This is a genomic window from Methylobacterium oryzae (genome assembly GCF_036441375.1).
GTDB lineage: Bacteria > Pseudomonadota > Alphaproteobacteria > Rhizobiales > Beijerinckiaceae > Methylobacterium > Methylobacterium oryzae_A.
The window spans coordinates 560,515-580,159 of record NZ_MLCA01000001.1 but is presented as its reverse complement, the minus strand read 5'-3'; the positions used below and the strand labels follow the sequence as shown (position 1 = coordinate 580,159).

24 protein-coding genes and 1 pseudogene are annotated in these 19,645 nt (G+C 68.2%); 18 read left to right on the top strand and 7 right to left on the bottom strand.

Translation table 11 applies throughout. The annotated features are described in order from the left end of the window. Positions 1–23: 23 nt before the first annotated feature. The 10 genes from MOTC310_RS02695 to MOTC310_RS02650 all read left to right on the top strand — a co-directional run bounded on the left by MOTC310_RS02695 (position 24) and on the right by MOTC310_RS02650 (position 8,344). Positions 24–668 (top strand): hypothetical protein, encoded by a 645-nt coding sequence (locus MOTC310_RS02695; protein ID WP_331300713.1) that lies wholly within the window; start codon positions 24–26, stop codon positions 666–668. Continuing rightward, positions 658–2,016, top strand: coding sequence for a DNA-packaging protein (locus MOTC310_RS02690; RefSeq protein WP_331300712.1), 1,359 nt, complete (start codon positions 658–660; stop codon positions 2,014–2,016). The genes MOTC310_RS02695 and MOTC310_RS02690 overlap by 11 nt, the downstream gene beginning before the upstream one ends. Further along, positions 2,016–2,252: a hypothetical protein gene (locus tag MOTC310_RS02685; RefSeq protein ID WP_331300711.1), complete on the top strand. Its 237-nt coding sequence runs from the start codon at positions 2,016–2,018 to the stop codon at positions 2,250–2,252. The genes MOTC310_RS02690 and MOTC310_RS02685 overlap by 1 nt, the downstream gene beginning before the upstream one ends. Before the next feature lie 3 nt (positions 2,253–2,255). Next, complete coding sequence (locus MOTC310_RS02680) at positions 2,256–2,534, top strand: hypothetical protein (protein ID WP_331300710.1); 279 nt, start codon at positions 2,256–2,258, stop codon at positions 2,532–2,534. Positions 2,535–2,849: 315 nt separating this feature from the next. Beyond that, positions 2,850–3,551, top strand: coding sequence for a DUF2213 domain-containing protein (locus MOTC310_RS02675; RefSeq protein ID WP_331300709.1), 702 nt, complete (start codon positions 2,850–2,852; stop codon positions 3,549–3,551). A 4-nt stretch (positions 3,552–3,555) separates the two neighbouring features. Beyond that, positions 3,556–3,855, top strand: coding sequence for a hypothetical protein (locus MOTC310_RS02670; RefSeq protein ID WP_331300708.1), 300 nt, complete (start codon positions 3,556–3,558; stop codon positions 3,853–3,855). 2 nt (positions 3,856–3,857) lie between these two features. Then, positions 3,858–4,535, top strand: coding sequence for a hypothetical protein (locus tag MOTC310_RS02665; RefSeq protein WP_331300707.1), 678 nt, complete (start codon positions 3,858–3,860; stop codon positions 4,533–4,535). 228 nt (positions 4,536–4,763) lie between these two features. Next, on the top strand, positions 4,764–5,618 hold the full coding sequence (locus MOTC310_RS02660) for a baseplate hub protein (protein WP_331300706.1): 855 nt from the start codon (positions 4,764–4,766) through the stop codon (positions 5,616–5,618). 3 nt (positions 5,619–5,621) lie between these two features. After that, on the top strand, positions 5,622–5,873 hold the full coding sequence (locus MOTC310_RS02655) for a hypothetical protein (RefSeq protein WP_331300705.1): 252 nt from the start codon (positions 5,622–5,624) through the stop codon (positions 5,871–5,873). A 2-nt stretch (positions 5,874–5,875) separates the two neighbouring features. Continuing rightward, entirely contained in the window at positions 5,876–8,344 is a 2,469-nt protein-coding gene (locus tag MOTC310_RS02650) for a M15 family metallopeptidase (protein ID WP_331300704.1), read from the top strand. Positions 8,345–8,346: 2 nt separating this feature from the next. Here the strand turns inward: MOTC310_RS02650 and MOTC310_RS02645 are convergent, their stop codons facing one another. Beyond that, positions 8,347–8,562, bottom strand: a complete 216-nt coding sequence (locus MOTC310_RS02645) for a hypothetical protein (protein WP_331300703.1) — start codon at positions 8,560–8,562, stop codon at positions 8,347–8,349. Between the two features lie 325 nt (positions 8,563–8,887). On the opposite strand from MOTC310_RS02645, the gene MOTC310_RS02640 reads away from it, so the two are divergent. Continuing rightward, on the top strand, positions 8,888–9,268 hold the full coding sequence (locus MOTC310_RS02640) for a hypothetical protein (protein ID WP_331300702.1): 381 nt from the start codon (positions 8,888–8,890) through the stop codon (positions 9,266–9,268). A 180-nt stretch (positions 9,269–9,448) separates the two neighbouring features. Here the strand turns inward: MOTC310_RS02640 and MOTC310_RS02635 are convergent, their stop codons facing one another. Continuing rightward, positions 9,449–9,583, bottom strand: a complete 135-nt coding sequence (locus tag MOTC310_RS02635) for a hypothetical protein (protein WP_331300701.1) — start codon at positions 9,581–9,583, stop codon at positions 9,449–9,451. Between the two features lie 153 nt (positions 9,584–9,736). Here MOTC310_RS02635 and MOTC310_RS02630 point away from each other — a divergent pair, with 153 nt between their 5' ends. The 4 genes from MOTC310_RS02630 to MOTC310_RS02615 are packed head-to-tail and all read left to right on the top strand — an operon-like array spanning position 9,737 to position 11,026. Continuing rightward, positions 9,737–10,117, top strand: a complete 381-nt coding sequence (locus MOTC310_RS02630; RefSeq protein ID WP_331300700.1) for a hypothetical protein — start codon at positions 9,737–9,739, stop codon at positions 10,115–10,117. Next, positions 10,114–10,407, top strand: coding sequence for a hypothetical protein (locus MOTC310_RS02625; protein WP_331300699.1), 294 nt, complete (start codon positions 10,114–10,116; stop codon positions 10,405–10,407). Before MOTC310_RS02630 ends, MOTC310_RS02625 begins: the two co-directional genes overlap by 4 nt. Then, positions 10,404–10,853: a hypothetical protein gene (locus MOTC310_RS02620; RefSeq protein ID WP_331300698.1), complete on the top strand. Its 450-nt coding sequence runs from the start codon at positions 10,404–10,406 to the stop codon at positions 10,851–10,853. Before MOTC310_RS02625 ends, MOTC310_RS02620 begins: the two co-directional genes overlap by 4 nt. Then, the gene (locus MOTC310_RS02615; RefSeq protein ID WP_331300697.1) at positions 10,844–11,026 is read left to right on the top strand and encodes a hypothetical protein; all 183 of its coding nucleotides are present in this window, start codon (positions 10,844–10,846) and stop codon (positions 11,024–11,026) included. The genes MOTC310_RS02620 and MOTC310_RS02615 overlap by 10 nt, the downstream gene beginning before the upstream one ends. A gap of 672 nt (positions 11,027–11,698) precedes the next feature. Here the strand turns inward: MOTC310_RS02615 and MOTC310_RS02610 are convergent. After that, positions 11,699–12,736 (bottom strand): cache domain-containing protein, encoded by a 1,038-nt coding sequence (locus MOTC310_RS02610; RefSeq protein WP_331300696.1) that lies wholly within the window; start codon positions 12,734–12,736, stop codon positions 11,699–11,701. A 451-nt stretch (positions 12,737–13,187) separates the two neighbouring features. Between MOTC310_RS02610 and dusA the strand changes: the two genes are divergently transcribed. Beyond that, on the top strand, positions 13,188–14,204 hold the full coding sequence (dusA, locus tag MOTC310_RS02605) for a tRNA dihydrouridine(20/20a) synthase DusA (RefSeq protein ID WP_331289671.1): 1,017 nt from the start codon (positions 13,188–13,190) through the stop codon (positions 14,202–14,204). Positions 14,205–14,225: 21 nt separating this feature from the next. Here dusA and MOTC310_RS02600 read toward each other — a convergent pair whose 3' ends face one another. The 3 genes and pseudogenes from MOTC310_RS02600 to MOTC310_RS02590 form a co-directional block, all read right to left on the bottom strand. Then, positions 14,226–14,918, bottom strand: coding sequence for a retropepsin-like aspartic protease family protein (locus tag MOTC310_RS02600; RefSeq protein ID WP_331300695.1), 693 nt, complete (start codon positions 14,916–14,918; stop codon positions 14,226–14,228). After that, entirely contained in the window at positions 14,915–15,127 is a 213-nt protein-coding gene (locus MOTC310_RS02595) for a DUF1289 domain-containing protein (RefSeq protein WP_331300694.1), read from the bottom strand. Before MOTC310_RS02595 ends, MOTC310_RS02600 begins: the two co-directional genes overlap by 4 nt. Positions 15,128–15,178: 51 nt before the next feature. Then, positions 15,179–15,972: pseudogene (locus MOTC310_RS02590) on the bottom strand (adenosylcobinamide-GDP ribazoletransferase). Between the two features lie 86 nt (positions 15,973–16,058). On the opposite strand from MOTC310_RS02590, the gene cobT reads away from it, so the two are divergent. Then, positions 16,059–17,111 (top strand): nicotinate-nucleotide--dimethylbenzimidazole phosphoribosyltransferase, encoded by a 1,053-nt coding sequence (gene cobT / locus MOTC310_RS02585; RefSeq protein WP_419539849.1) that lies wholly within the window; start codon positions 16,059–16,061, stop codon positions 17,109–17,111. A 138-nt stretch (positions 17,112–17,249) separates the two neighbouring features. On the opposite strand, the gene MOTC310_RS02580 is transcribed toward cobT, so the two are convergent. Then, complete coding sequence (locus MOTC310_RS02580; protein ID WP_331300693.1) at positions 17,250–18,842, bottom strand: ABC transporter substrate-binding protein; 1,593 nt, start codon at positions 18,840–18,842, stop codon at positions 17,250–17,252. 117 nt (positions 18,843–18,959) lie between these two features. Here MOTC310_RS02580 and MOTC310_RS02575 point away from each other — a divergent pair, with 117 nt between their 5' ends. Continuing rightward, positions 18,960–19,637 carry a GntR family transcriptional regulator gene (locus MOTC310_RS02575; protein WP_331300692.1) on the top strand — a complete coding sequence of 226 codons (678 nt, stop codon included), beginning with the start codon at positions 18,960–18,962 and terminating at the stop codon, positions 19,635–19,637. Positions 19,638–19,645: the final 8 nt, after the last annotated feature.

The following is a 19,645-nucleotide window of genomic DNA, read 5'->3' as shown; positions in this document are numbered from 1 at the left end:
TTCGGCGGGCGATGGTGCCGGGCATGGCGCATACTCGGGTCGGGACTGAAGGCACTCAGGACGGGCGCAAGCGCGCGCCGAAGGGCCATCTGCGCCGCCATCCCGACCGGATCAGCATCGAGCTGTCGTCCCTCGCTGGGCTGAGCCTCGACAAGATCGCGGCCCGTTTCAACGTCGGTCGCGACGCCATCGCACGGCACATGAAGAGCCTGGACCCCGACTATAAGGCAGCGCTCTCCGCAGGCGTGCCGCTGGAGGAGCTGGCCGAGGCGGCCGCCAAGAGCGGGATGGGCCTGATCCAGCATCTCGACGTGATGGTGAGCGGGCTGGCCCGCGCCCGCATCGAGGCAGCAGCGGCCCAGAACCACTCTGCTCACGCCATGCTCTCCAACGCCCTCACCAAGGCTCTGACGGAGAAGGCGCGGATCACGGGCGATCTGAAGTCCGTCCCGACGATCACCAACATCACGAACAACGTCGCCGTGCTGATGGCCTCGCCCATGATGCAGCGGCTTCAGACCATGCTGATGCAGCGCCTCGCCCCCTATCCCGAGGCCCTGTCGGCTGTCCTCGACGGCCTCGCCGAGCTGGATGGCGCCCAAGTGGGCCAGGGAGGCCCGCAGGCGCCCCTTCCTCCCATGATTGAGGGGACGGCCCATGCAGCCTGAGACCAGCCTGTACGCCTCCCTGCGCGAGGCCTTGGAGACTGGGTGGCGCCGGAAGGCCCGGCCCGAGCAGTTGCCGCCCGCCGGGGACTGGGCGGTGTGGCTGATCTTGGCGGGCCGTGGCTTCGGCAAGACCCGCACGGGCGCGGAGTGGGTGAGCGAACTGGCGCAGTCCGGCACGGTCAAGCGCATCGCCTTGGTGGCGCCCACGGCTGCCGACGCCCGCGACACGATGATTGAGGGCGAGAGCGGCCTTCTCGCCGTCGCCCCAAACCATTTCCGGCCGGTCTATGAGCCCTCGAAGCGGCGCCTGACATGGCCGAACGGCGCGATTGCGACCTCGTTCTCGGCGGAGGAGCCGGACCGGCTGCGCGGGCCCCAGCACGGGGCGGTTTGGGCTGACGAGCTTGGCGCCTGGATGAATGCGCAGGCGGTCTGGGATCAGGTGCAATTCGGCCTCCGCTTGGGCCAGAAGCCGCGCGTCTGCGTCACGACCACCCCGAAGCCGATCAAGCTGCTCAGCGACCTGATGGCGCGCGAGGGCAACGGCGTCGTGGTCACGCGCGGCCGGACACGGGACAACGCCGCGAACCTCGCCCCAGGCTTCGTGGAGGCGATCGAGAACCGCTACGGCGGCACGCGCCTCGGCCGGCAGGAACTGGACGGCGAGTACTTGGCCGACGTGCCGGGGGCGCTCTGGCAGCGGGACTGGATTGACGCGGACCGGGTGCCGGCCGCACCGGAGCTTCGGCGCATCGTGGTCGCGGTGGATCCCGCGGTGACTAACACCGAGAACAGCGATGAGACCGGCATTGTGGTCGCGGGCCTCTCGAAGGACGGTCACGCCTATGTCCTGTCGGATCTGAGTGGGCGCTACGGGCCGCTGGACTGGGCGAAGAAGGCGGTTGCCGCCTACCGCCACTATCAGGCCGACCGCATCGTCGCCGAGGTGAACAACGGCGGCGCTCTGGTCGAAGCCACCATCCGCATGGCGGACCCGCACGCGTCCTACAAGGAAGTTCGGGCCTCGCGCGGCAAAGCCGTTCGCGCCGAACCGATCAGTGCGCTGTACGAGCAGCACAAAGTACATCACGTCGGGTCTTTCGCCAAGCTCGAAGACCAGATGTGCAGCTTCACAAGTGACTTTGACCGCGCTCAGGCAGGCTATTCGCCGGATCGAGTGGATGCGCTTGTCTGGGCTTTGACTGAACTGCTGGGCGACAATTCCGCCCCGCTCATCATCACACCTGAACTTCTAGCACTTGCAAAGATGCCGCGCGGCACTCTGCCGGGTGAGCCGGGCTATCGAGGAAATCCGATGTTCGATCGGTTCAGGAAAGGACGTTGGTAATGACGCCTACTCACATCGTCACGGTCGGTGCGACTGGCCCCTACACCGTCTCGCTGATCCGCCGGGATGCCAAACCGCAGGACGGCTACCACGGCCCTACGGTCGTGGCCCTGATGGTCAGCAAGGGCGACGCGACCTCGGAAGCCTTCGCCTTCGAGGACAGCGCCGAGGCCCCGCGTCACGCTCGCTTCGCCGGCCTCGCGGTCCTGGCCGCCCTGTCCGAGCACGGGGCGTAAGCCGTGAGCTACCGTGTCGCCCTCTACAGCGCGCAGGCTCTCCTGATCGACGGCCGTCCGTGCCGCCGCTGGCCTGCCGCCGCCTACACCGGCATTGCGAACGATCAGCGGTACTTCGCCATCGTGCAGCCGGTGGACATCATGTCCGCGTCCTGCGTGCCGGCCTCGGATGTCACGGGTAACCCGGCGGACGGTGGCGTGATCGAGTTGCACGCGCCGACGGAGCGGCCGTCCGACGTGCCGCTCTCGAACTTCATCCCGTGGGTGCCGCCGAATGCCTGAAGACGCCTGCAGAGTGCTGGCCTTCCGCCCGAGGCCTGCCCCGGAGTCGACAGAAGCCCCGACGTGCTGGCTCCGTCAGTACGGCGGCGCGTGCTTCGGGATGGAAGTCTGGCTTGCGCATCTGCGAGGCTATGGGCCCGGTCACGATACCTTCGTGCTGTACCGGCCGGACGCGGATCCGATCGAGCTGATGCATGTCACGACCACGATGCAGACTTCCGACCGGGACGTCATCGGTCGAGCCTTCGCGTTCCTAATGTTCAAATTGACGGCCCCCGACTCACCACGCGGCGCCGCGTAGAAAGGGTCGCACTGATGCGCAAACAACAAGACATTCTTGCCTTCGACTTCGCTAGTTCTCGCGCCTACGACGAAGACGGGCACTTGAAAGTCAAGCAGACGCCGATATCCAAAGCCTGCGTGAACCCATACCGGGGCGAGGAAATACCGGAATGCTATGAACTGGGGCTAGACCCGAACAAGGTCTATCATCTGCTCCGCGATCCCGTCGAGCTGGAGAAGGCCGCGCCGTCGTTCAACGGTAAGCCCCTGCTATTCGGGCATCGAGCCATCACGGCCGACAGCCACGACCACGACAGCACCTGCGGGGCGCTGTCCAACGTGACGTGGAAAGCTCCGTACCTTCTCGCAGATCTGGCGTGCTGGACGCGCGTGGCAATCGACGGGATCGAGGACAACTCACAGAAGCAGCTCTCCTCATCCTACAGGTATAGGGCTGTCATGACGCCAGGAATATTCGGCGGCGTCCGCTACGACGGCAAGATGACCCAGATCCGCGGCAATCATTGCGCGCTCGTTCCGGTCGGCCGGGCGGGAGCAGACGTTGTCGTGCACGATGAAGCCTTCGGAGAAAATCGCCGCCCCGATCCTCAGGAGATTGCGGCGGCCATGTTTGCTTTCTCCGGCAAGAGATCCCCGGCCGAAATTGCGGCTGCGACCGGGACAACGATTAGGCCGCCGACCCGTTGGTCTTTTGACTTCGTGAAAAAGGATTGAGCACATGGCAGACGCCCCCAAGTTCCAGACCCTTTCGCCCGTGCAGTTGAGCATCGCTGTCGGCTACCTGATGTCTCAGCTTCCCGAGGGCGCCCTCGCCGAGCTGGACGCCATGCTTGACGGCGACGACGTGCAGGTCGCCGAGGATGCTGCCGGCAAGCCGGCGGAGAAGCGTTCGTGGCACTCGATGAACAGCCACACGCGGCACGCGGTGCGCCAGTCGCGCCGGCAGTCGGCTCAGCAGCGCACAGCGAGCGATGCAGAGACGCTCAAGCGGTTTCCGCACATGAACCGGATCGGCTGAGCATGAGCGCCCTGAAGCAACGGCAGGGGGCGGTTGAGGCCGCTCCCGAGCCGACCCGCACCCCTGAGCGGCAGGCTCTGGCCGACGCGATTGCTGCCAAGAACTACGTGGCAGAACTGATCCAGCGGAAGCGCGACGCCCTGCGCACCGTCGACGCCGCCCGCGATCCGCACTGGGATGAGCGGACGCGCCTCGAGGCGATGCTGCCGAGCGCGCCGAGTTCTGAACGGCATCGGCTGGACGCTCTGCTGCGAGGCGAGGAGCCGGAGGAGGGCGTGGACAAGGACGCGATCAAGAAGCAGCTCGCGGACAATCAGGCGCGGATCGACGCCCTCTATGCCCAGTCCAAGGCCGTCCAGAGCGACATTGATCTGCTGGAGGGCGACCTTCAGATGCGCGAGGTTGCCGTCCGCGAATGCATTCGGAAGGTTGTGCGAGCTGACCCGGCCCAGGCCGCCGTGTCTGCCGAGCTTGTCGCTCTGAACGCGCGCCGCGCCTTTCTCGGCCGCGCCGCGGAGAATGCCCTCAACGAGTACGAGCCCGGCGCGCCGGATCGCTTCAACGTGGGCCTTCATCGGCAGATCGTTCCGACCCCGCAGATGCCGTGCCCTTGGGCCGAAGCCAAGGCGCGCCTTCTCACAGATCCCGATGCCGCCCTGCCGATGCCGGCGGACGTGTAGCGAATGCCGTGCGTAGATCGCTCCGGCCTAGGGTCCCGGGGACTGACGCGCGCGGACAGTGCGGGGGCTTCCTTGCTTCACCCCGCGCGGCGGCAAGCCATCGAGTGCCGCTCACAAAGTAACCGACGGCAAGCGGGGGCGGGCTCATCCGGTCCGGCGACCCGCTCAACAAAGCTCCCGGCACGGTCTGCTCACTGTGTCGGGGGCACCCTCTGATCTCAGGTCCCCATGGCTTTCACGCAGAAGCATCTGGATTTCACCTTCGAGCTTGCTCAGGGCAACTTCGGACAGGGCGGCAACAAGGCCGAGGTGAAGGGCCACCGCGCCACGGTCGACATCGATCAGCCGGGCGGCGCCGACATGTCCAAGGCGGCTATCGCGATCTGGGGTATGCCGCTTCAGTTGATGAACCAACTCACGACGTTGGGCAACGACATCAACGCGATCGGGAAGAACTTCGTGAGCATCCAAGCCTACGAGGACGGCGGCCAGAAGAGCTACGTCTACAAGGGCACGATCATGGCGGCCTATGCGGACCTCCGCGCCCAGCCGCAGGGGTGCTTCCGGGTCGAGGCGCTGGTCGGCTACTACGAGGCTGTGATGCCGGCGACGCCCACGAGTGCGCCCGGATCGCAGGATGTCGCGCAGCTCTTCAAGCAGATCGCCGACAAGGCCGAGCTGCAGTTCGAGAACAACGGCGTCAACGTCAAGGTGGCGAACCCGTACCTGCCCGGGAACCCGCGCGTGCAGATGAAGACGCTCGCGCAGATGGCGGGGGTCGAGTGGCTGATTGACCGGGGCAAGCTCGCGATCTGGAAGGCGCAAAAGCCTCGGCAGGGCGGCCCGGCAATGATCAGCGCGGACACCGGCATGGTGAATTACCCGACGTTCAACTCATCAGGCATCGAGGTGACGACGCTTTACAATCCGCAGGTCCAGTACGGCGGCCAGATCACCGTGAAGAGCCAGCTCACGCCGGCCTGCGGCGACTGGTACGTCTACCACGTCTTCCACGCCCTCGATGCTGAGCTTCCGAACGGGCGGTGGTTCTCGACCCTGTCTTGCTCGCGGACGAAGACCTGAGCCATGGCGGGCGAATTCGACCACCTTCTGTCCGATCCCGCCGTGCAGGCGGCCATCGCCATGCTGCGCGAGGCCGAGCGGCTGTGGGTGCTGGACGTTGAGAAGCACCCGGATCCGCAACTCATGTGCGCCGTGCTGACGGTGATTGCTTTCGCCCAGGCGGGCGGGAGCTGCGAGCGCATCCGCAATCTGTCGAACGGCATCCAGCGCGAGGAGCGCGCGGCCCGTTCCACTCTCAAGCTGGTGGAGGGCTGAGCATGGCCACTGTTCTGGATCGCCTTGTCGTCGAATTAGGCTTGGACCCTAAAGCCTTCGTCAAAGGCCAAGGCGAAGCCACTGCCTCAATGGCGAAGACCCGTGAAGCCGCGGTTAAGCACGGCACAGGCATTGAGAAAAGCCTAGACGGCGCAACCGAGGCCGTGGACCGGTTGACGCGCAACTTCCTCAAGCTTTTTGCCTTGGTCACCGCCGGTCGGGCGATCAAAGATTTTGTCACCGACGTGACCAACGCCGACGCGGCCATGGGCAGGCTGGCGAAGTCCATCGGCTCCACCCCGGAAGCCATTTCGTCGCTCGCCAATGCAGTGGCGCGGAACGGAGGATCCGCCAGTGCGGCGGCGGGATCGTTCGAGCGACTGTCCGACTCAATCAACGAATTAAAAACAACTGGAAGCTCCTCAATTCTGCCGGTGTTCGCCCGCCTCCAGGGCATCAGTGGCCGGCAGATCCGGCTGAACACCGACCTCGCCACGACGTTCGGCGACATCGCGGACGCGGCCAAGGCCTCAGCGGACAAGATTGGCGTGTCGCAGACGAGCTATCTGCTCAAGCAGGCCGGCTACGATCAGGGGACGATCGCCCTGCTGATCCAGGGCCGCGCCAAGCTCAACGAGGCGCTGGAGAAGTCCCGTCGCATCGGCATCGTCAACGAGAAGGACACGAAGGCCGCCCAGGCGCTGGAGACCTCCATCGAGAGCCTGCGGCAGACCTCCGAGAGCTTCGGTCGGTCGATCCTGACGACGCTCACGCCGACCATCACGGATCTGCTGGAGCGGTTCCAGCGGTGGGTCACGGCCAACCAGGATTGGATCCGCACCGGCATCGTCGAGAACGTGAAGCAGTTCGCCACCTGGATCAAAGGCATTGACTGGGACGGGGTCGGCAAGGGGCTTCAGGATTTCGGGGCAGGCGCGCTGAAGGTCGCCGACGCCTTCGGTGGCATCCTCAAGATCTGCGAGGCGCTGTTCCTGTTCTGGGTCGGCTCGAAGGCCGTCGCCATCGTGCGGTCGATCCTGGGGGTAGCTGGCCTGCTGTCCACTGGTCCGTTGGGTTGGGCGCTCCGGTTGGCTATGGCGGGATCCATCGCCTCGGACGTGGCTGTGCCAAATGCCGAGAAACCCGGCATTATCACCCGCTCCGACGACGAGAACACGGGGGCGGCGACGGGCGGCGGCCAGTGGGATGCCCTGAAGCGTGGCGGCCGTGCCCTGTGGCGGGGGACGAAGCGGCTCTTCGGCGGCGGTGAGGCCGATGCAGCCGAGGGGGGCGAGGGCATCCGGCGCCGGGCTGCGCGCTCGCGGGCGCGTGGCGCTCAGGAGGATAAGGCGAACTACAACTTCACGGGCGAGAATGCCGACGTTCTGCGACAGGCCGCGAAGGAGCTTGGCACCTCGCCGGAGGATCTGGCGACCGTCATCAGCTATGAGAGCAAGTTCAAGCCGAACGTCTGGGGCGGCAAGGGCGGCAACTACATGGGCCTGATCCAGTTCGGAGCGAGCGAGCGGGCGCAGTTCGGCGCCAACGACAAGCAGAGCTTCAAGGAGCAGATGCCGGCGGTGGTCCGCTTTCTGAAAACCCGCGGCTTCAAGCCTGGCATGGGCCTAGAGGATCTGTACTCCACGATCAGCGCCGGCTCGCCGGGGCACCCGAACCGCAGCGACGGCTACAACACGGTGCGCGGTCACGCAGCCAAGATGCGGATCACCGAAGCCGAGCGGGTCAAGCGGTTCCTCGGCGCGTCTGCCAGTGACGCGGCTTCAGCCAAGACCGCGGCGTCCGCGACCGGCAATCCTGATGGCTCTCCGCTCCCGACCGACGGCACCGGCGTGAACAACGACCTGATGCGGGTGGTGAAGCGCGCGCAGGAGATCAGCGCGGTGAAGTTCCACATCCACGAGGGGCTGCGGACGCTGGAGCGTCAGAAGGAGATGGTGGATCGCGGGTGGTCGAAAACCTACAACTCGAAGCACCTCACCGGACGGGCGGTGGACCTGCGCGCCGACGGTGACCCGGCTGTCGGTGCCCTGGACCCGGCCAAGTACGCCAAGATAAACGAGGCGATGAAGAAGGCGGCTGCCGAGGCGGGCGTCCCGATCCAATGGGGCGGGGACAGCTTCGGGAAGTTCAAGGATATCCCGCACTTCCAGTTGCCTGACGGGTTCAAAAGCAACGCCGGGGCCTACGGTGCCGACCCAGCCAAGGTCTCGGCGCTGTCGGCGCAGCGAGCCGGCGCTCAGGCTGCCCTGGCTCAGGCCCAGGCAGCGCAGGCCGCGGCGGTGTCGCAAACCTCGAACGACAACCGCTCCACCGACAACTCGTCCCAGTGGCACATCGAGAACCTGAACCTGCAGACCGCCGCGACGGACGGGCGGGCGGCGGCGCACGATTTCAAGACCACGCTCAGCAGCAGAGCCTTTGCGGCTGCGGCGAACCGAGGGCTGGCCTGACCCTAAGGGGCGGCACGGGGAACGGCGTGTCGCTCGAGAAACAGGTCCACCGATGACATGCAGTCACGGAGCGGATGCCCGGCCTCCTTGCCGGTGATCTCGACGCAGAGCTGGCGGACCTGCTCGTTGCTGACCTGCCGGCTGTCCGTCGGCTGCGAACTGCGCGCGTGGGCCGGCACGGCGGCTGCGAGGATCACGGCGGCGAGGGCGTAGCGCATTCTCCTAAGATAGCTACCCAGCTGCTGCAGTCGATATGGAGCAAGTCGCCTCAATCCCATTTTCGCGGCGACCAAGCCTGCGGGCATCAGAAGCGATCGGTATTTTGCGTGCTATTCATGGTTGAGAGGCCGTTAACAGAAGCAACGCAAATCGCGTAACCTTGCGCTTTGTCTCAAACGCGAGTAGCAACGAAAACGGCCGGGCTTGAGTGCCCGGCCGTTGCAACCACCGGGTCAACGGCGGCTTTAGTGCTCACACACTTCCTGTTGCACGCGAGACACTTCGCGTCAACCCGCCCGTGCCGGTAAAACGTACGGATCCGTTATGACGCACGAAGTGTTCTTTTTGGAGATCGTTACGAAGAACGACTTGGAGGATACCGGCAACTTGAAGGCAAGGATCGTCCCCAGCGTGAAGTGCTGGTGCAGGCCGGGCTTTCACGCCAAGCGCTTGCTCAAGTTTGTTCTGGTCACCCCCGAAACACTCGACCAGCTTTTTGATCGGCTCCGGCCGATGCTGGAAGGGTTGAAGGACTCAGGCAGCATCGAGCGGTTCGTGCTGCATCCGGCTCCGAGCGCTGTTGTCACTGACCACGGTCAGCTTGACGCGCTGGCTCACTACCTCCGTGCCGGGCAGGTAGAAGCCGCCGAGCGGAACAAGACCCAGCGCCTGCGTCACCTTGAGAGGCGGCAGCGTCGGTTCTGAGTCGCGATACCAAATCTCATAGGCTGCACAGTCATCCAGGTGCCGATCAAACCGCGCGGTGTGCGGGAGGCGCCTGAGCAGCCTGATGACGTTCAGCGCGAGTGACATTTCATCGCCTCACGTTCTCCCAGAGGTTGCTCACGATGCAGCCTCTATGCCGGCTTGAACAGTTCGTCCACCTCAGGATCGCTTTACCTTCAAGGCTTCCTCGACGAGGCGGCGGATGGCTTCAGAGCGAGAGGGCTTGTCGGGCTGAGCCTCGCGCCAATCGTCGATGCCATCGCGCAGGCTGTCCGACATACGGAAGCCGTACATCGGATCGCGTCCTGTCGCAGGGCGGCCGCGCTTTTTTGGTTCAGCCATAATTGACAGGTGCATGTTTTAGGTTTAGCAAAAAAGGCGAGCCGGAGCAAGGCTGGAACCCTCGCTCACGGCCCTAACCACCAACCGCACCTAGGAGTGCTGTTCATGGCTATCCACCACCCTACACCGCCCCTCGGCGGCGGTGAACGCCCGCGCTTGCCTTCAGCACAGGTAGGACCGGTCACACAGGCCATCCGCGCGATGCGGGCGCCAAGTTGTCATCTGCATGGTGTCCGCCAACTTGGCGACGACCATAATGTCGGATTTTCCGACATTTTCCGGCCTGAGGACCGCGGCATCCGCGCTCTGTCCCGTACCGAGGTCGAGGATCTGATCGGCGGCCTGATCGACCTCCTCGACGCCATGGATGGCGACGCGGACCTGAAGGACGGCCACGACGCCGAGGGCAACACCGACGACAACGGCATCGCCGACCTCGAAGCTGCGGCCGAGCAGGGCTTCCCGGGCTACGGGAGGTGCGCATGACCGCCGCTCGAACCCAGACCGAGCTTGCTGCTTGGAACGAGGAATTAGGCAGGCGCTATCGCGAATGCGAAAGCGATATCTGCGACCTACGGCTTCGCGGCATCGTCCTCGAAGCGTTCTTCTCTGAGACAATCAGGGAGACGGAGGGGGCGCCGAAGTTCGGCAAGAACGTCACGATCATCCTGACCCGGGAGCAGATCGAGGCTTTGGACTTCCTGATCAGCCAGCAGCAGACGCAGGTCCTGAGCCTCCACCGCCGCTTCTATGCCGACGTGGAGGGCGCGCAATGACCGCCTCCACCCGCCGCGCCGCGCTCGGCGCCATCCTCGCGGCCCCGCTGGCTTCCGTGCCCGCCATCGCCGCCCTCGGCTCAGACGAGACTCGGTTCCTCGCCTCTGCCTCCCGCATCGTTGCGATGCTGGACGAATACGACCGCTTATGGGCTGACTCGCGCCCGTTTTATGAGGCTTGGCTCAAGGCCGCTGAGCATCTTATCAGCGACCGCTACCTAGAACGGGACACTATCCCCGAATGGGACACCTACTGCGAGAGCAGAAGGGTTGCGGACGAAATCGACGCGGAATTGTACGACCTGCACGAGTCGTTCGAGGGCGTGCAATTTCAGAGCGCCGACGCGATTATGCTTCGGCATCGCATCGCCCTGACGTTCGATTGGGCGGAGCAAGACGCGGGCGACAATGTGAAGGCTTATTGGGAGGCGCGGCAATGCGCCTGATCTACGCCTTCCTCGCGGTCCGGATGCTACGGCTCGCCCGGTTCGATCTGTTCCGGCACGAGCTGCTGATGGCCGACGCAGACGCGGCCCTCGCTCGATCCCGGCAGCGGGTGCATCTGGCCGAAGTCCTGGCGGCTCGGGCGGACCTACCGTCGCTGGCGGCCGGGCGGTGAGACGTTGCCGCAAACTTTTCGCCAACGTCGGCACCAACTTGGCGGTCACGTATCTCGCCAGGTTGGCGACTCACGCGAGTCGCAAAGTTTGCGACACCAGCGGCTGAAGGCGCCAAGTTGGCATCTGCATCGGATCAAGTGGCAGAGTTCACCACATGGTCCGTCTCGCCAAGCTGGCGACTCGGCTGGTCGGTGTTCGCCAGGTTGGCGAAGAGCACCGAGGAGTGGCGAAGTCTGCCACTCCAGCGGACGCGGGCGCAGAGTTTGCGCTTGCGTCGGACCAAGTCGCCAACTTTGCGACTTGCTCGGCCTAGGGTTCGCCAAGCCGGCGAGCGCTCAGGGTGGGGGAAGCGTCCCCCACCTTGGGGTCAGCAAATGCGAAACGGTTTCGCTTTTGGAAAACGGAAACGGTTTCCGTTTTGCTGAGCATCCACGCCCGCCCTCGACAGCTTGAGGGGCACATCTGCGGGCGAGCGTGGACGGCCAGCGGGGGCTTAGGCCGCCGGCCGGGCGACCTACGTCGGCCAAGCTTGCTGGATTGTGTCTCGTTCACGAAATCGCGAGCGAAAATCGCGCAGCCAAATACCTAGTCATCCCCCGCCGTGCCTCAGAAGCCGCTCACGCAGCGCGGGCTAGAGTGTGGGTAGGACAATCTATCAGAAAGCTAACTAGCTAATGATTAGCGGTTTTTTTGACGGAAACCGAGGCGGACAGCTCCTCGGTGGCCGCCGCCACCGTCTGCACGTTGGCCGCCGCCTGCTGCGCCGCGCCGGCCGCCGAACCGGCCTGCCGTGACGCCTCCGCGGCGGTCTCCGACATCGCCCGGCAGGCCTCCCGCATGCCGGCCGCGGCGGAATCGACCTGTGCCAGGAGCTGGCTCGCCTCGGCATCGAAGCTGCGGGTCACCGCCTCCATCCATTGGGCGCGCTCCTGCCGGCGTTCCTGCTCGGCGCGCTGCTCGTTCGACAGGGTCTGGGCCCGGATCATGCTGTCCCGGAACACGCCGGCGGCCTCGGCCATCTGGCCGATCTCGTCGCGCCGGCCACGGCCCGGGATGACGACGTCCGTCTCGCCGCTGGCCAGCCGGCGCAGGGCGGCCGTGAAGGCGCTCAGGGGGCGGGTGATGCTGCGCGCCAGCAGGCCCGCCACCAGCCCGATCCCGATCGCGAGGGGCGTCAGCCAGAGCAGGGTGGTGACCATCCGCGCCCGGTCCATGGCATGGATGTCGTCCACGTACAGGGCGGAATTGATGACCCACTGCCAGGGCTCGTAGGCGATCGAGTAGGCGACCTTCGGGGCGGGCTCGGTCTCACCGAGGCGGGCCCAGCGGTACTCGGTGAAGCCGCCGCCGTCCTGGCCGTGCCGGATCATCGTCCAGACGAAGGTCTTCATCATCGCCGCGTCGTCGCGGGATCGCGTACCTTCGATCTTGGGATCGGGATGCACGACGTTGCGGCCGATGTTGCCCGGGGCCGAACTGTAGACGAAGACGTAGTCGCCGTCGTTGTAGCGCATCGCCCGCAGCGCGTCGGCGGCACGCCGCTGCGCCTCATCGACCGTGAGGGCGCCGGCCTCCGCCTGCTGGGCGAACGCCGCCACGATGCCCTGCGCCGACTCCACCTGGGCGCGGATGGCGGCCTTTCGGCCCTCCATCATCACCGCGCCGACGGTGGAGACCTGGACGCCCACGATCGATATGAATGCCAGCAAAATACCTCCGACAAGATAATATATTTTTTTACCAATCGTCATTTTGAATATTCCCCCGAAATAACCTTATACATTAGCGCAGACCCTCGACAGAATCGGCTGCCGTAGGACGCTGTGCCAGACCATCATCTTCCCGACATTGGAATTATTCTATGCCAGACACACATGTGAGATATGCTTCATCCTGATCATGGCGGAGAGGACGCGATGGGAGGGGCGATGTCAGGGGCGACCACGTGCCCGTTCGGAGCGGCACTCCGCACGACATCGCCGTCCCCCGACCGCCTCCCGCGACCTCGGCGACGGCCTGACCGGGACCGCACACTGTTTCGCCGGGCAGCCGCCCGTGGTATCCGACGGCCTCCCTCGACACCTGCCGGATTCCGGGCGCGCGCCGCCCGCGGCGGGACGCATCGCGGGCGGACCTACGGCACAGCGCGGATCTGGGAACGTGACGGCGGCTGACGAACGCGGCGCACTGGCGGGATGGCGCTTCTCCGTCGCCCCGATGATGGACTGGACGGATCGCCACTGCCGGGCATTCCACCGGACCCTCTCGGCGCGCGCCCGGCTCTATACCGAGATGGTGACCACCGGCGCGGTTCTGCACGGCCCGCGGGAGCGGCTGCTCGGCTTCGGTGAGACGGAGCACCCGGTGGCGGTCCAGCTCGGCGGCTCGGACCCGGCGGAGCTGGCGCAGGCCGCCCGGATCGCCGCGGAGTTCGGCTACGACGAGGTCAATCTCAACGTCGGCTGCCCCTCGGACCGGGTGCAGGAAGGCCGCTTCGGCGCCTGCCTGATGCGCGAGCCGGCCCTGGTGGGCGACTGCGTCGCCGCCATGAAGGCCGCGGTCGCCGTGCCGGTGACGGTGAAGTGCCGGATCGGTGTCGACGACCAGGATCCCGAAGCGGCGCTCGACACCCTGGCCGACGCCGTGGTCGCGGCGGGCGTCGACGGGCTGATCGTCCACGCTCGCAAGGCCTGGCTCCAGGGCCTCTCGCCGAAGGAGAACCGGGACATCCCACCCCTCGATTACGGCCGGGCGGCGCGGCTGAAGCGGAGGCTTCCCGGGCTGCCGGTCGCGGTCAATGGCGGCCTGCGCGACCTGGATTCCGCGCGGGCGCGGCTCGCCGAGGTCGACGGGGTCATGGTCGGCCGCGCCGCCTATACCGAGCCGGCGCTGCTGCTCGGCGTCGACCCCGACCTGTTCGGCGTACCGGCCCCGGCCCCCGACGCCTTCGCGGCGGTGGCGATGTTCGAGCCCTACATCGCCGCCTGCCTTGCCCGGGGCGAGCGCCTGCACGCGGTCACCCGGCACATGCTCGGGCTGTTCAACGGCCGGCCGGGGGCGCGGGCCTACCGGCGCCACCTGTCGACCCACGGGATGCGCCCGGAGGCCGACCTCGCGACCCTGCGGGAGGCGGTGGCGCTGGTCTCCCGCGCCGCGCCCGAGGCCCGCGCGGCCTAAGCCCCCTGAGCGGCGGCCCGTTCAGGGCCGGCGCAGGATCAGGCGGTCACCCCGGACCTCGTAGCCGGAGAGCCGCGACAGGAAGGTCTGGCCGAGGAGGTTCGCCGAGAGAGCGCCCGGCTTGGCCACCATGGCGTTCACCCGGCGCTCGGTGATCGTGCCGATGCTCAGCGAGTCGAGCTGGGTCGGCGCCGCGTAGGTGATGCCGTTGGCGGTCGAGACGCGGGCGGTGAACTCGGCGGGCGCGGGCGTGAGCCCCAGCGCGGCGGCGTTCTCGGCGGTGAGCACGACGCTGCTCGCCCCGGTGTCGAACAGGAAGGGCTGCACCCGGCCGTTCACCTCGGCGTCGACCCGGAAATCGCCGTCCGCCCGCCGGGTGACGGTGACGGAGCCGTCGCCGCTCGAGGCCGCGCTGCCCGGCCGGAGATCGCCGAGCACCCGGGCGCCGACGTCCTGGATCCGGTCGCGGTAGCTGTAGCCGATCACCAGGGCGAGGCCGATCAGCGCCCAGGCCAGGAGCGCCTGCAGGTTCGCGCCGAGCCGGGCGGTGAATTGCCGCCAGAACCCGGCCACCACCAGGAGCAGGATCGTGCCGGTCCAGGCGAGGCTCGCCAGCTGGTCGGGCCCGATCACGCCGCCGACGCTGTCGCTGCCGTCGCTGAGGACCAGGGCGACGAGGACCAGGGCGAGGGCCGCGAGGCCGAGATAGATCATGACGGCAGCGGCGCTTCCAGGGGCGTGAGCCGGGCGGCGCGCATCCGGGCCGCGAGCCCCGCCATCACGGCGCGGCGCTGCGCCTCCGACAGCGCGGCCCAGGCGGCGATCTCGTCGCGGGTCCGCCCGCAGCCGCAGCACAGGCCGGTCGCGGCGTCGAGGACGCAGACCTTGGTGCAGGGCGAGGAGGGTTGCGGCGCGGGCGGCATCGCTGATCCTTGGCCGCGGGATCGGGGCCGGGTCAAGACGGGCGGCCTCCCTCAATCCGCCACGCCCGCCGTCGCCGCCACCAGGGCCAGCAGGGCGGCGATCTCCGCGACCTGCTGGCAGGCGCCGATGACGTCGCCGGTCTGGCCGCCGATCTTGGCGCGGGCCAGCCGGGTGAGGCCCAGGGCCGCGAGGCCGGCGCACGGGATCATCAGCGCGACCCCGCCGAGGGGCAGGCCGAGCGGCACGGCGCCGAGCGCCAGCAGCGCGCCGNGACCGAGGCGGAGAGGCCGCCCGGCCGCGCCGGCGCCAGCAGCACCATCGGGGCGAGGGCGGCGACCCGCGACAGGGCGGCCGCCAGGATCAGGCCGGTCACGGCCGCGTGGCCGATCCGGTCGAGGAGCGTCGCCAGGGCGCCGATCCGCAGGGCGAGCGCCAGGACCAGGGCCGCGCCGCCGTAAGCGCCGATCCGGCTGTCGCGCATGATCTCCAGGCGGCGCTCCCGCGTGGCGCCGCCGCCGAACCCGTCGGCGACGTCCGCGAGACCGTCCTCGTGGAGGGCGCCGGTCGCCACCACCGCGACCGCCACCGCGAGGGTCGCGGCCAGGAACGGCCCGAGCCCGACGGCCCAGCCGGCCGCGAGCACCAGGGCGGCGGGCAGCGCCAGGATCAGGCCGGCCAGCGGCAGCATCCGCGGCAGGGTGGTGAAGTCGGGGCTCCGGTGCGGGTCCGGCTCGCCGGGCAGTTGCGGCACCGGCAGGCGGGAGTAGAAGCGCAGGCACCCGGCGAGGTCGTAGAGGGCGCCGCGCCCGGGCCAGTCGGCCTCCCCGCCGGTCTGCCTGTCCATCGCGGCCTCTCGCATCCGCCCGCCACCGCGCGCCGCTCCCGTATAGTCTCCCCGTCCGGAGGCGCCCACAGGAAATCATCGCCGCCATGACCGACCCGGTGACCGACCCGATGACCGCTCCCGAACCCGGCCCCTTCGACGACATCCGCAACCTGCTGAAGGCCATGCCCGGCCCCGACGCGGAGGCGAAGGCCGCCGTCGCGGCCCGGGACGCGACCCTGACCAAGCCCGCCGGCGCGCTGGGGCGCCTGGAGAGCCTCGTGACGTGGCTGGCGGCGTGGCAGGGCAAGGCGCCGCCGACCTTCGACCGGCCGCTGGTCTGCGTCTTCGCCGGCAGCCACGGGGTCACGCGCCGCGGCGTCTCGGCCTTCCCGGACGCGGTCAACCGGCAGATGCTCGACAACTTCGCCGCCGGGGGCGGGGCGATCAACCAGATCTGCGCGGCCTACGGCCTCGGCTTCAAGGTGTTCGACCTCGCCCTCGACATGCCCACCGGCGACATCGCGGAGGGGCCGGCCCTCGACGAGCGCGCCACGGTCGCCACCATGGCGTTCGGCATGGAGGCGGTGGCCGCCGGCACCGACTGCCTGGGCATCGGCGAGATGGGCATCGGCAACACCACGGTGGCGGCCGCCCTCTACGCCGCCCTGTTCGGCGGCGACCCCGCCCACTGGGTCGGGCGCGGCACGGGCGTGGACGGGGACGGCCTGTCCCGCAAGGTCGCGGCCGTGGAGGCGGCGCTCAATCACCATGCCGGCCACCTCGACGACCCGCTCCAGGTCCTGGCGCGCCTCGGCGGCCGGGAGATCGCCGCCATGGCGGGGGCGATCCTGGCCGCGCGGCTGCAGCGCATCCCGGTGGTGATCGACGGCTACGTGGCCACCGCCGCCGCGGCCGTGCTGCACGCCGCCGACCCGGGCGCCCTCGACCACTGCCTCGCCGGCCACGTCTCGGCGGAGGGCGTCCACGCCGAGGTGCTGGAGCGGCTCGGGCTGGTGCCGCTGCTGGCGCTCGGCATGCGCCTCGGCGAGGCCTCGGGCGCCGGCATGGCGATGGGCCTGCTGAAGGGCGCGCTCGCCTGCCACACCGGCATGGCGACCTTCGCGCAGGCCGGCGTGTCCGAGAAGGGCGCGGGCTGAAGACGCAGGGGCATCCGCACCCTCGCGTCTTCGCGAGTGGAGCGAAGCAATCCAGCGGCGCCACGCCCATCAGCGGCCCGCTGCCCTGGGCTGCTGCGCTGCGCTCGCAAAGACGAACCGTCCTCGGGAGCGCCCTGATCAGGCGGTCTTCTCGATGTTCCAGAAGAACTGCACCGGCGCCATGACCATGCCCTTGAGCTTCGCGCTGACCGCCATCGGCTGCTGCACGAGGCCCGCGGGGGCGTAGGGCACGACCTCGAAGGCCCGCTCCTCGATGCGCGCGGCGAGCGCCTTCTGCTGCGCCTCGTCGCTGGTCGCGATCCAGTCGCTCCGCAGGGTCTCCAGCGTCGGGTCGTCCGGCCAGCCGAACCAGGCGGCCTGACCGTTGGCGCGGATCAACGGGTGCAGCGCCGGGTTCAGCACGTCCGCCCCCGACCAGAGGGTGTGGAACAGGGACCAGCCCCCGGCATCGACCGGCCCGCGATTGCCGCGGCGGGCGATGAAGCTGCCCCAGTCGGTCGAGACCAGATCGACGGTCATGCCGAGCTGCTTGAGCAGGTCCTGGGTCACCAGCGACTGGTTGTAGGCGATCGGCTGGTCGGCCGGGGCCAGCAGCACCACGCGCTCGCCCTTGTAGCCGGCCTTGGCCAGCATCGCCTTGGCCTTGGCGAGGTCCGCCTGCATGGCCGCGGCCCCGCCGGCCCCGGTCGACATCGGCGAGCCGGGCGTGAAGAAGGTCTTGGCCTCCTGGTAGTATTCGGGGCTGCCGACCACCGCCTGCATGTAGTCGTCCTGCTTCATGGCCATCATCACGGCCCGGCGGATCTCGGGATTGTTGAACGGCGGCTGCGTGTGGTTGAACCGCATCAGCAGGATCAGCCCGAGCGGCACGTTGCGGATCTCGATCCCCGGCTTGCCCTTGAGGACCGGGATCAGGTCGATCGCCGGCTGCTCGTACCAGTCGACCGCGCCCTGAATCATCGCGCCCACCGCCGCCGAGGCCTCGGTGATGGCGAGCCACTCGATCCGGTCGACCTTCGCGACCTTGCCGCCGGCGGCCCAGGAGGGCGCCTCCTCGCGCGGGCGGTAGCCGGCGTGGCGGGTGTAGATCGCGTTCTGGCCGGGGATCCACTCGCGCGCCTCGAAGCGCCAGGGCCCGGAGCCCGTGGCGTCGGCGATCGGCTTGGACGCGTCCTGGAGCGCGACGCGCTCCGGCATGATGAAGGGTACGTTCGAGGACAGCTTGCCGAGCGCCGCCGGGAGCAGGGGGAACGGCTTCTTCAGGCTGATGGTGAAGGTCCGCGCGTCCTCCTGGCCGTACCCCTCCACGAAGCCCGCCAGGGTCTGGCCGAACGCGTCTCGCTTGGACCAGCGCGCGATGGACGCGATGCAGTCCTTGGCCTCGACCGGCGAGCCGTCGTGGAAGGTGAGGCCGTCGCGGAGATGGAAGGTCCAGCGCAGGCCGTCGGGCGCGGTCTGCCAGTCGCTCACCATCTGGGGCTGGATGCGGAAATTCTCGTCGGTGGCGAACAGCGTGTCGTAGACGAGATAGCCGTGGTTGCGGATGACGTAGCTCGTGGCGACGATCGGATCGAGGGACGGCAGGGGTGTCGACGGGATGAAGCGCAGCACGCTGCCGCCGCCGGGCTGGGCCCGGACCAGGTGCGGGAGGCCGAGGCCGGCGGCCGCGCCTGCGGTACCGGCCAGAATCTGGCGACGGGAGAGCGTCATCGCGGGCACCCTTGTCCTGATCGAGCCCGTTGCCCGATTGATTTTATACAATTTCAATACCGGAGCTCCGCCGTCAAGGGTCCTGCGGAGCATCCGGTGCCGGCCGGGAGCGAGACGATGAAGAACCGGACCATCGCGGGCTCGATCGGGACCGAGATCCGGCGGCGCATCCTCGACGGGCGCTACCCAGCCGGGTCGCAGCTCCGCCAGGACGGGCTGGCGTCGGAATTCGGCGCCAGCCGGATCCCGGTGCGCGAGGCCCTGTTCCAGCTCGAGGCCGAGGGCCTCGTCCGGATCCTGCCCCATCGCGGGGCCATGGTGGCGCCGCTCTCGCCGGCGGACGCGGCCGAGGCCCTCGAGCTGCGGGGCGCCCTCGAGCCGCGCCTCCTGGCCCTCTCGGCACCCCGCCTGACCGCCGACGACTACGCCCGGGCCGACGCCCTGCTGGAGGAGTACGCCGTGGCCCTGCGGGCGGGCGCGACGGCGCGCTGGGGCGCCCTCAACACGGAGCTGCACCTGCTCCTCTACAGCCGGGCGGAGCGCCCCCGCGCCCTCGGGCTGGTCGGCTCCCTGCTGGCCGAGTGCGACCGCTACACCCGCCTCCAGCTCTCCACCGACAGCGCCGAGCTGGAGCGGGCCGACCGCGAGCATCGCGAGATCGTCCGGCTGTGCCGGAACGGCCACGTCTCGGCCGCCCGCGCCCTCCTGACCGACCATATCGACCACGTCGCCGCCGCGCTGATGGCGTTCCTCGGCGCCGCGCCCGGCCCGGCCCACGCGACGGCGATTGTATAAAATCCTTG

Excerpts from the sequence above, each read along its gene's own strand:
- MOTC310_RS02695 (WP_331300713.1), top strand. The coding sequence starts at position 24 with ATGGCGCATACTCGGGTCGGGACTGAAGGCACTCAGGACGGGCGCAAG.
- MOTC310_RS02690 (WP_331300712.1), top strand. The coding sequence starts at position 658 with ATGCAGCCTGAGACCAGCCTGTACGCCTCCCTGCGCGAGGCCTTGGAG.
- MOTC310_RS02685 (WP_331300711.1), top strand. The coding sequence starts at position 2,016 with ATGACGCCTACTCACATCGTCACGGTCGGTGCGACTGGCCCCTACACC.
- MOTC310_RS02675 (WP_331300709.1), top strand. The coding sequence starts at position 2,850 with ATGCGCAAACAACAAGACATTCTTGCCTTCGACTTCGCTAGTTCTCGC.
- MOTC310_RS02670 (WP_331300708.1), top strand. The coding sequence starts at position 3,556 with ATGGCAGACGCCCCCAAGTTCCAGACCCTTTCGCCCGTGCAGTTGAGC.
- MOTC310_RS02665 (WP_331300707.1), top strand. The coding sequence starts at position 3,858 with ATGAGCGCCCTGAAGCAACGGCAGGGGGCGGTTGAGGCCGCTCCCGAG.
- MOTC310_RS02660 (WP_331300706.1), top strand. The coding sequence starts at position 4,764 with ATGGCTTTCACGCAGAAGCATCTGGATTTCACCTTCGAGCTTGCTCAG.
- MOTC310_RS02655 (WP_331300705.1), top strand. The coding sequence starts at position 5,622 with ATGGCGGGCGAATTCGACCACCTTCTGTCCGATCCCGCCGTGCAGGCG.
- MOTC310_RS02650 (WP_331300704.1), top strand. The coding sequence starts at position 5,876 with ATGGCCACTGTTCTGGATCGCCTTGTCGTCGAATTAGGCTTGGACCCT.
- MOTC310_RS02645 (WP_331300703.1), bottom strand. The coding sequence starts at position 8,562 with ATGCGCTACGCCCTCGCCGCCGTGATCCTCGCAGCCGCCGTGCCGGCC.
- MOTC310_RS02640 (WP_331300702.1), top strand. The coding sequence starts at position 8,888 with ATGACGCACGAAGTGTTCTTTTTGGAGATCGTTACGAAGAACGACTTG.
- MOTC310_RS02635 (WP_331300701.1), bottom strand. The coding sequence starts at position 9,583 with ATGTACGGCTTCCGTATGTCGGACAGCCTGCGCGATGGCATCGACGAT.
- MOTC310_RS02630 (WP_331300700.1), top strand. The coding sequence starts at position 9,737 with ATGGCTATCCACCACCCTACACCGCCCCTCGGCGGCGGTGAACGCCCG.
- MOTC310_RS02625 (WP_331300699.1), top strand. The coding sequence starts at position 10,114 with ATGACCGCCGCTCGAACCCAGACCGAGCTTGCTGCTTGGAACGAGGAA.
- MOTC310_RS02620 (WP_331300698.1), top strand. The coding sequence starts at position 10,404 with ATGACCGCCTCCACCCGCCGCGCCGCGCTCGGCGCCATCCTCGCGGCC.
- MOTC310_RS02615 (WP_331300697.1), top strand. The coding sequence starts at position 10,844 with ATGCGCCTGATCTACGCCTTCCTCGCGGTCCGGATGCTACGGCTCGCC.
- MOTC310_RS02600 (WP_331300695.1), bottom strand. The coding sequence starts at position 14,918 with ATGATCTATCTCGGCCTCGCGGCCCTCGCCCTGGTCCTCGTCGCCCTG.
- MOTC310_RS02595 (WP_331300694.1), bottom strand. The coding sequence starts at position 15,127 with ATGCCGCCCGCGCCGCAACCCTCCTCGCCCTGCACCAAGGTCTGCGTC.
- cobT (WP_419539849.1), top strand. The coding sequence starts at position 16,059 with ATGACCGACCCGGTGACCGACCCGATGACCGCTCCCGAACCCGGCCCC.
- MOTC310_RS02580 (WP_331300693.1), bottom strand. The coding sequence starts at position 18,842 with ATGACGCTCTCCCGTCGCCAGATTCTGGCCGGTACCGCAGGCGCGGCC.
- MOTC310_RS02575 (WP_331300692.1), top strand. The coding sequence starts at position 18,960 with ATGAAGAACCGGACCATCGCGGGCTCGATCGGGACCGAGATCCGGCGG.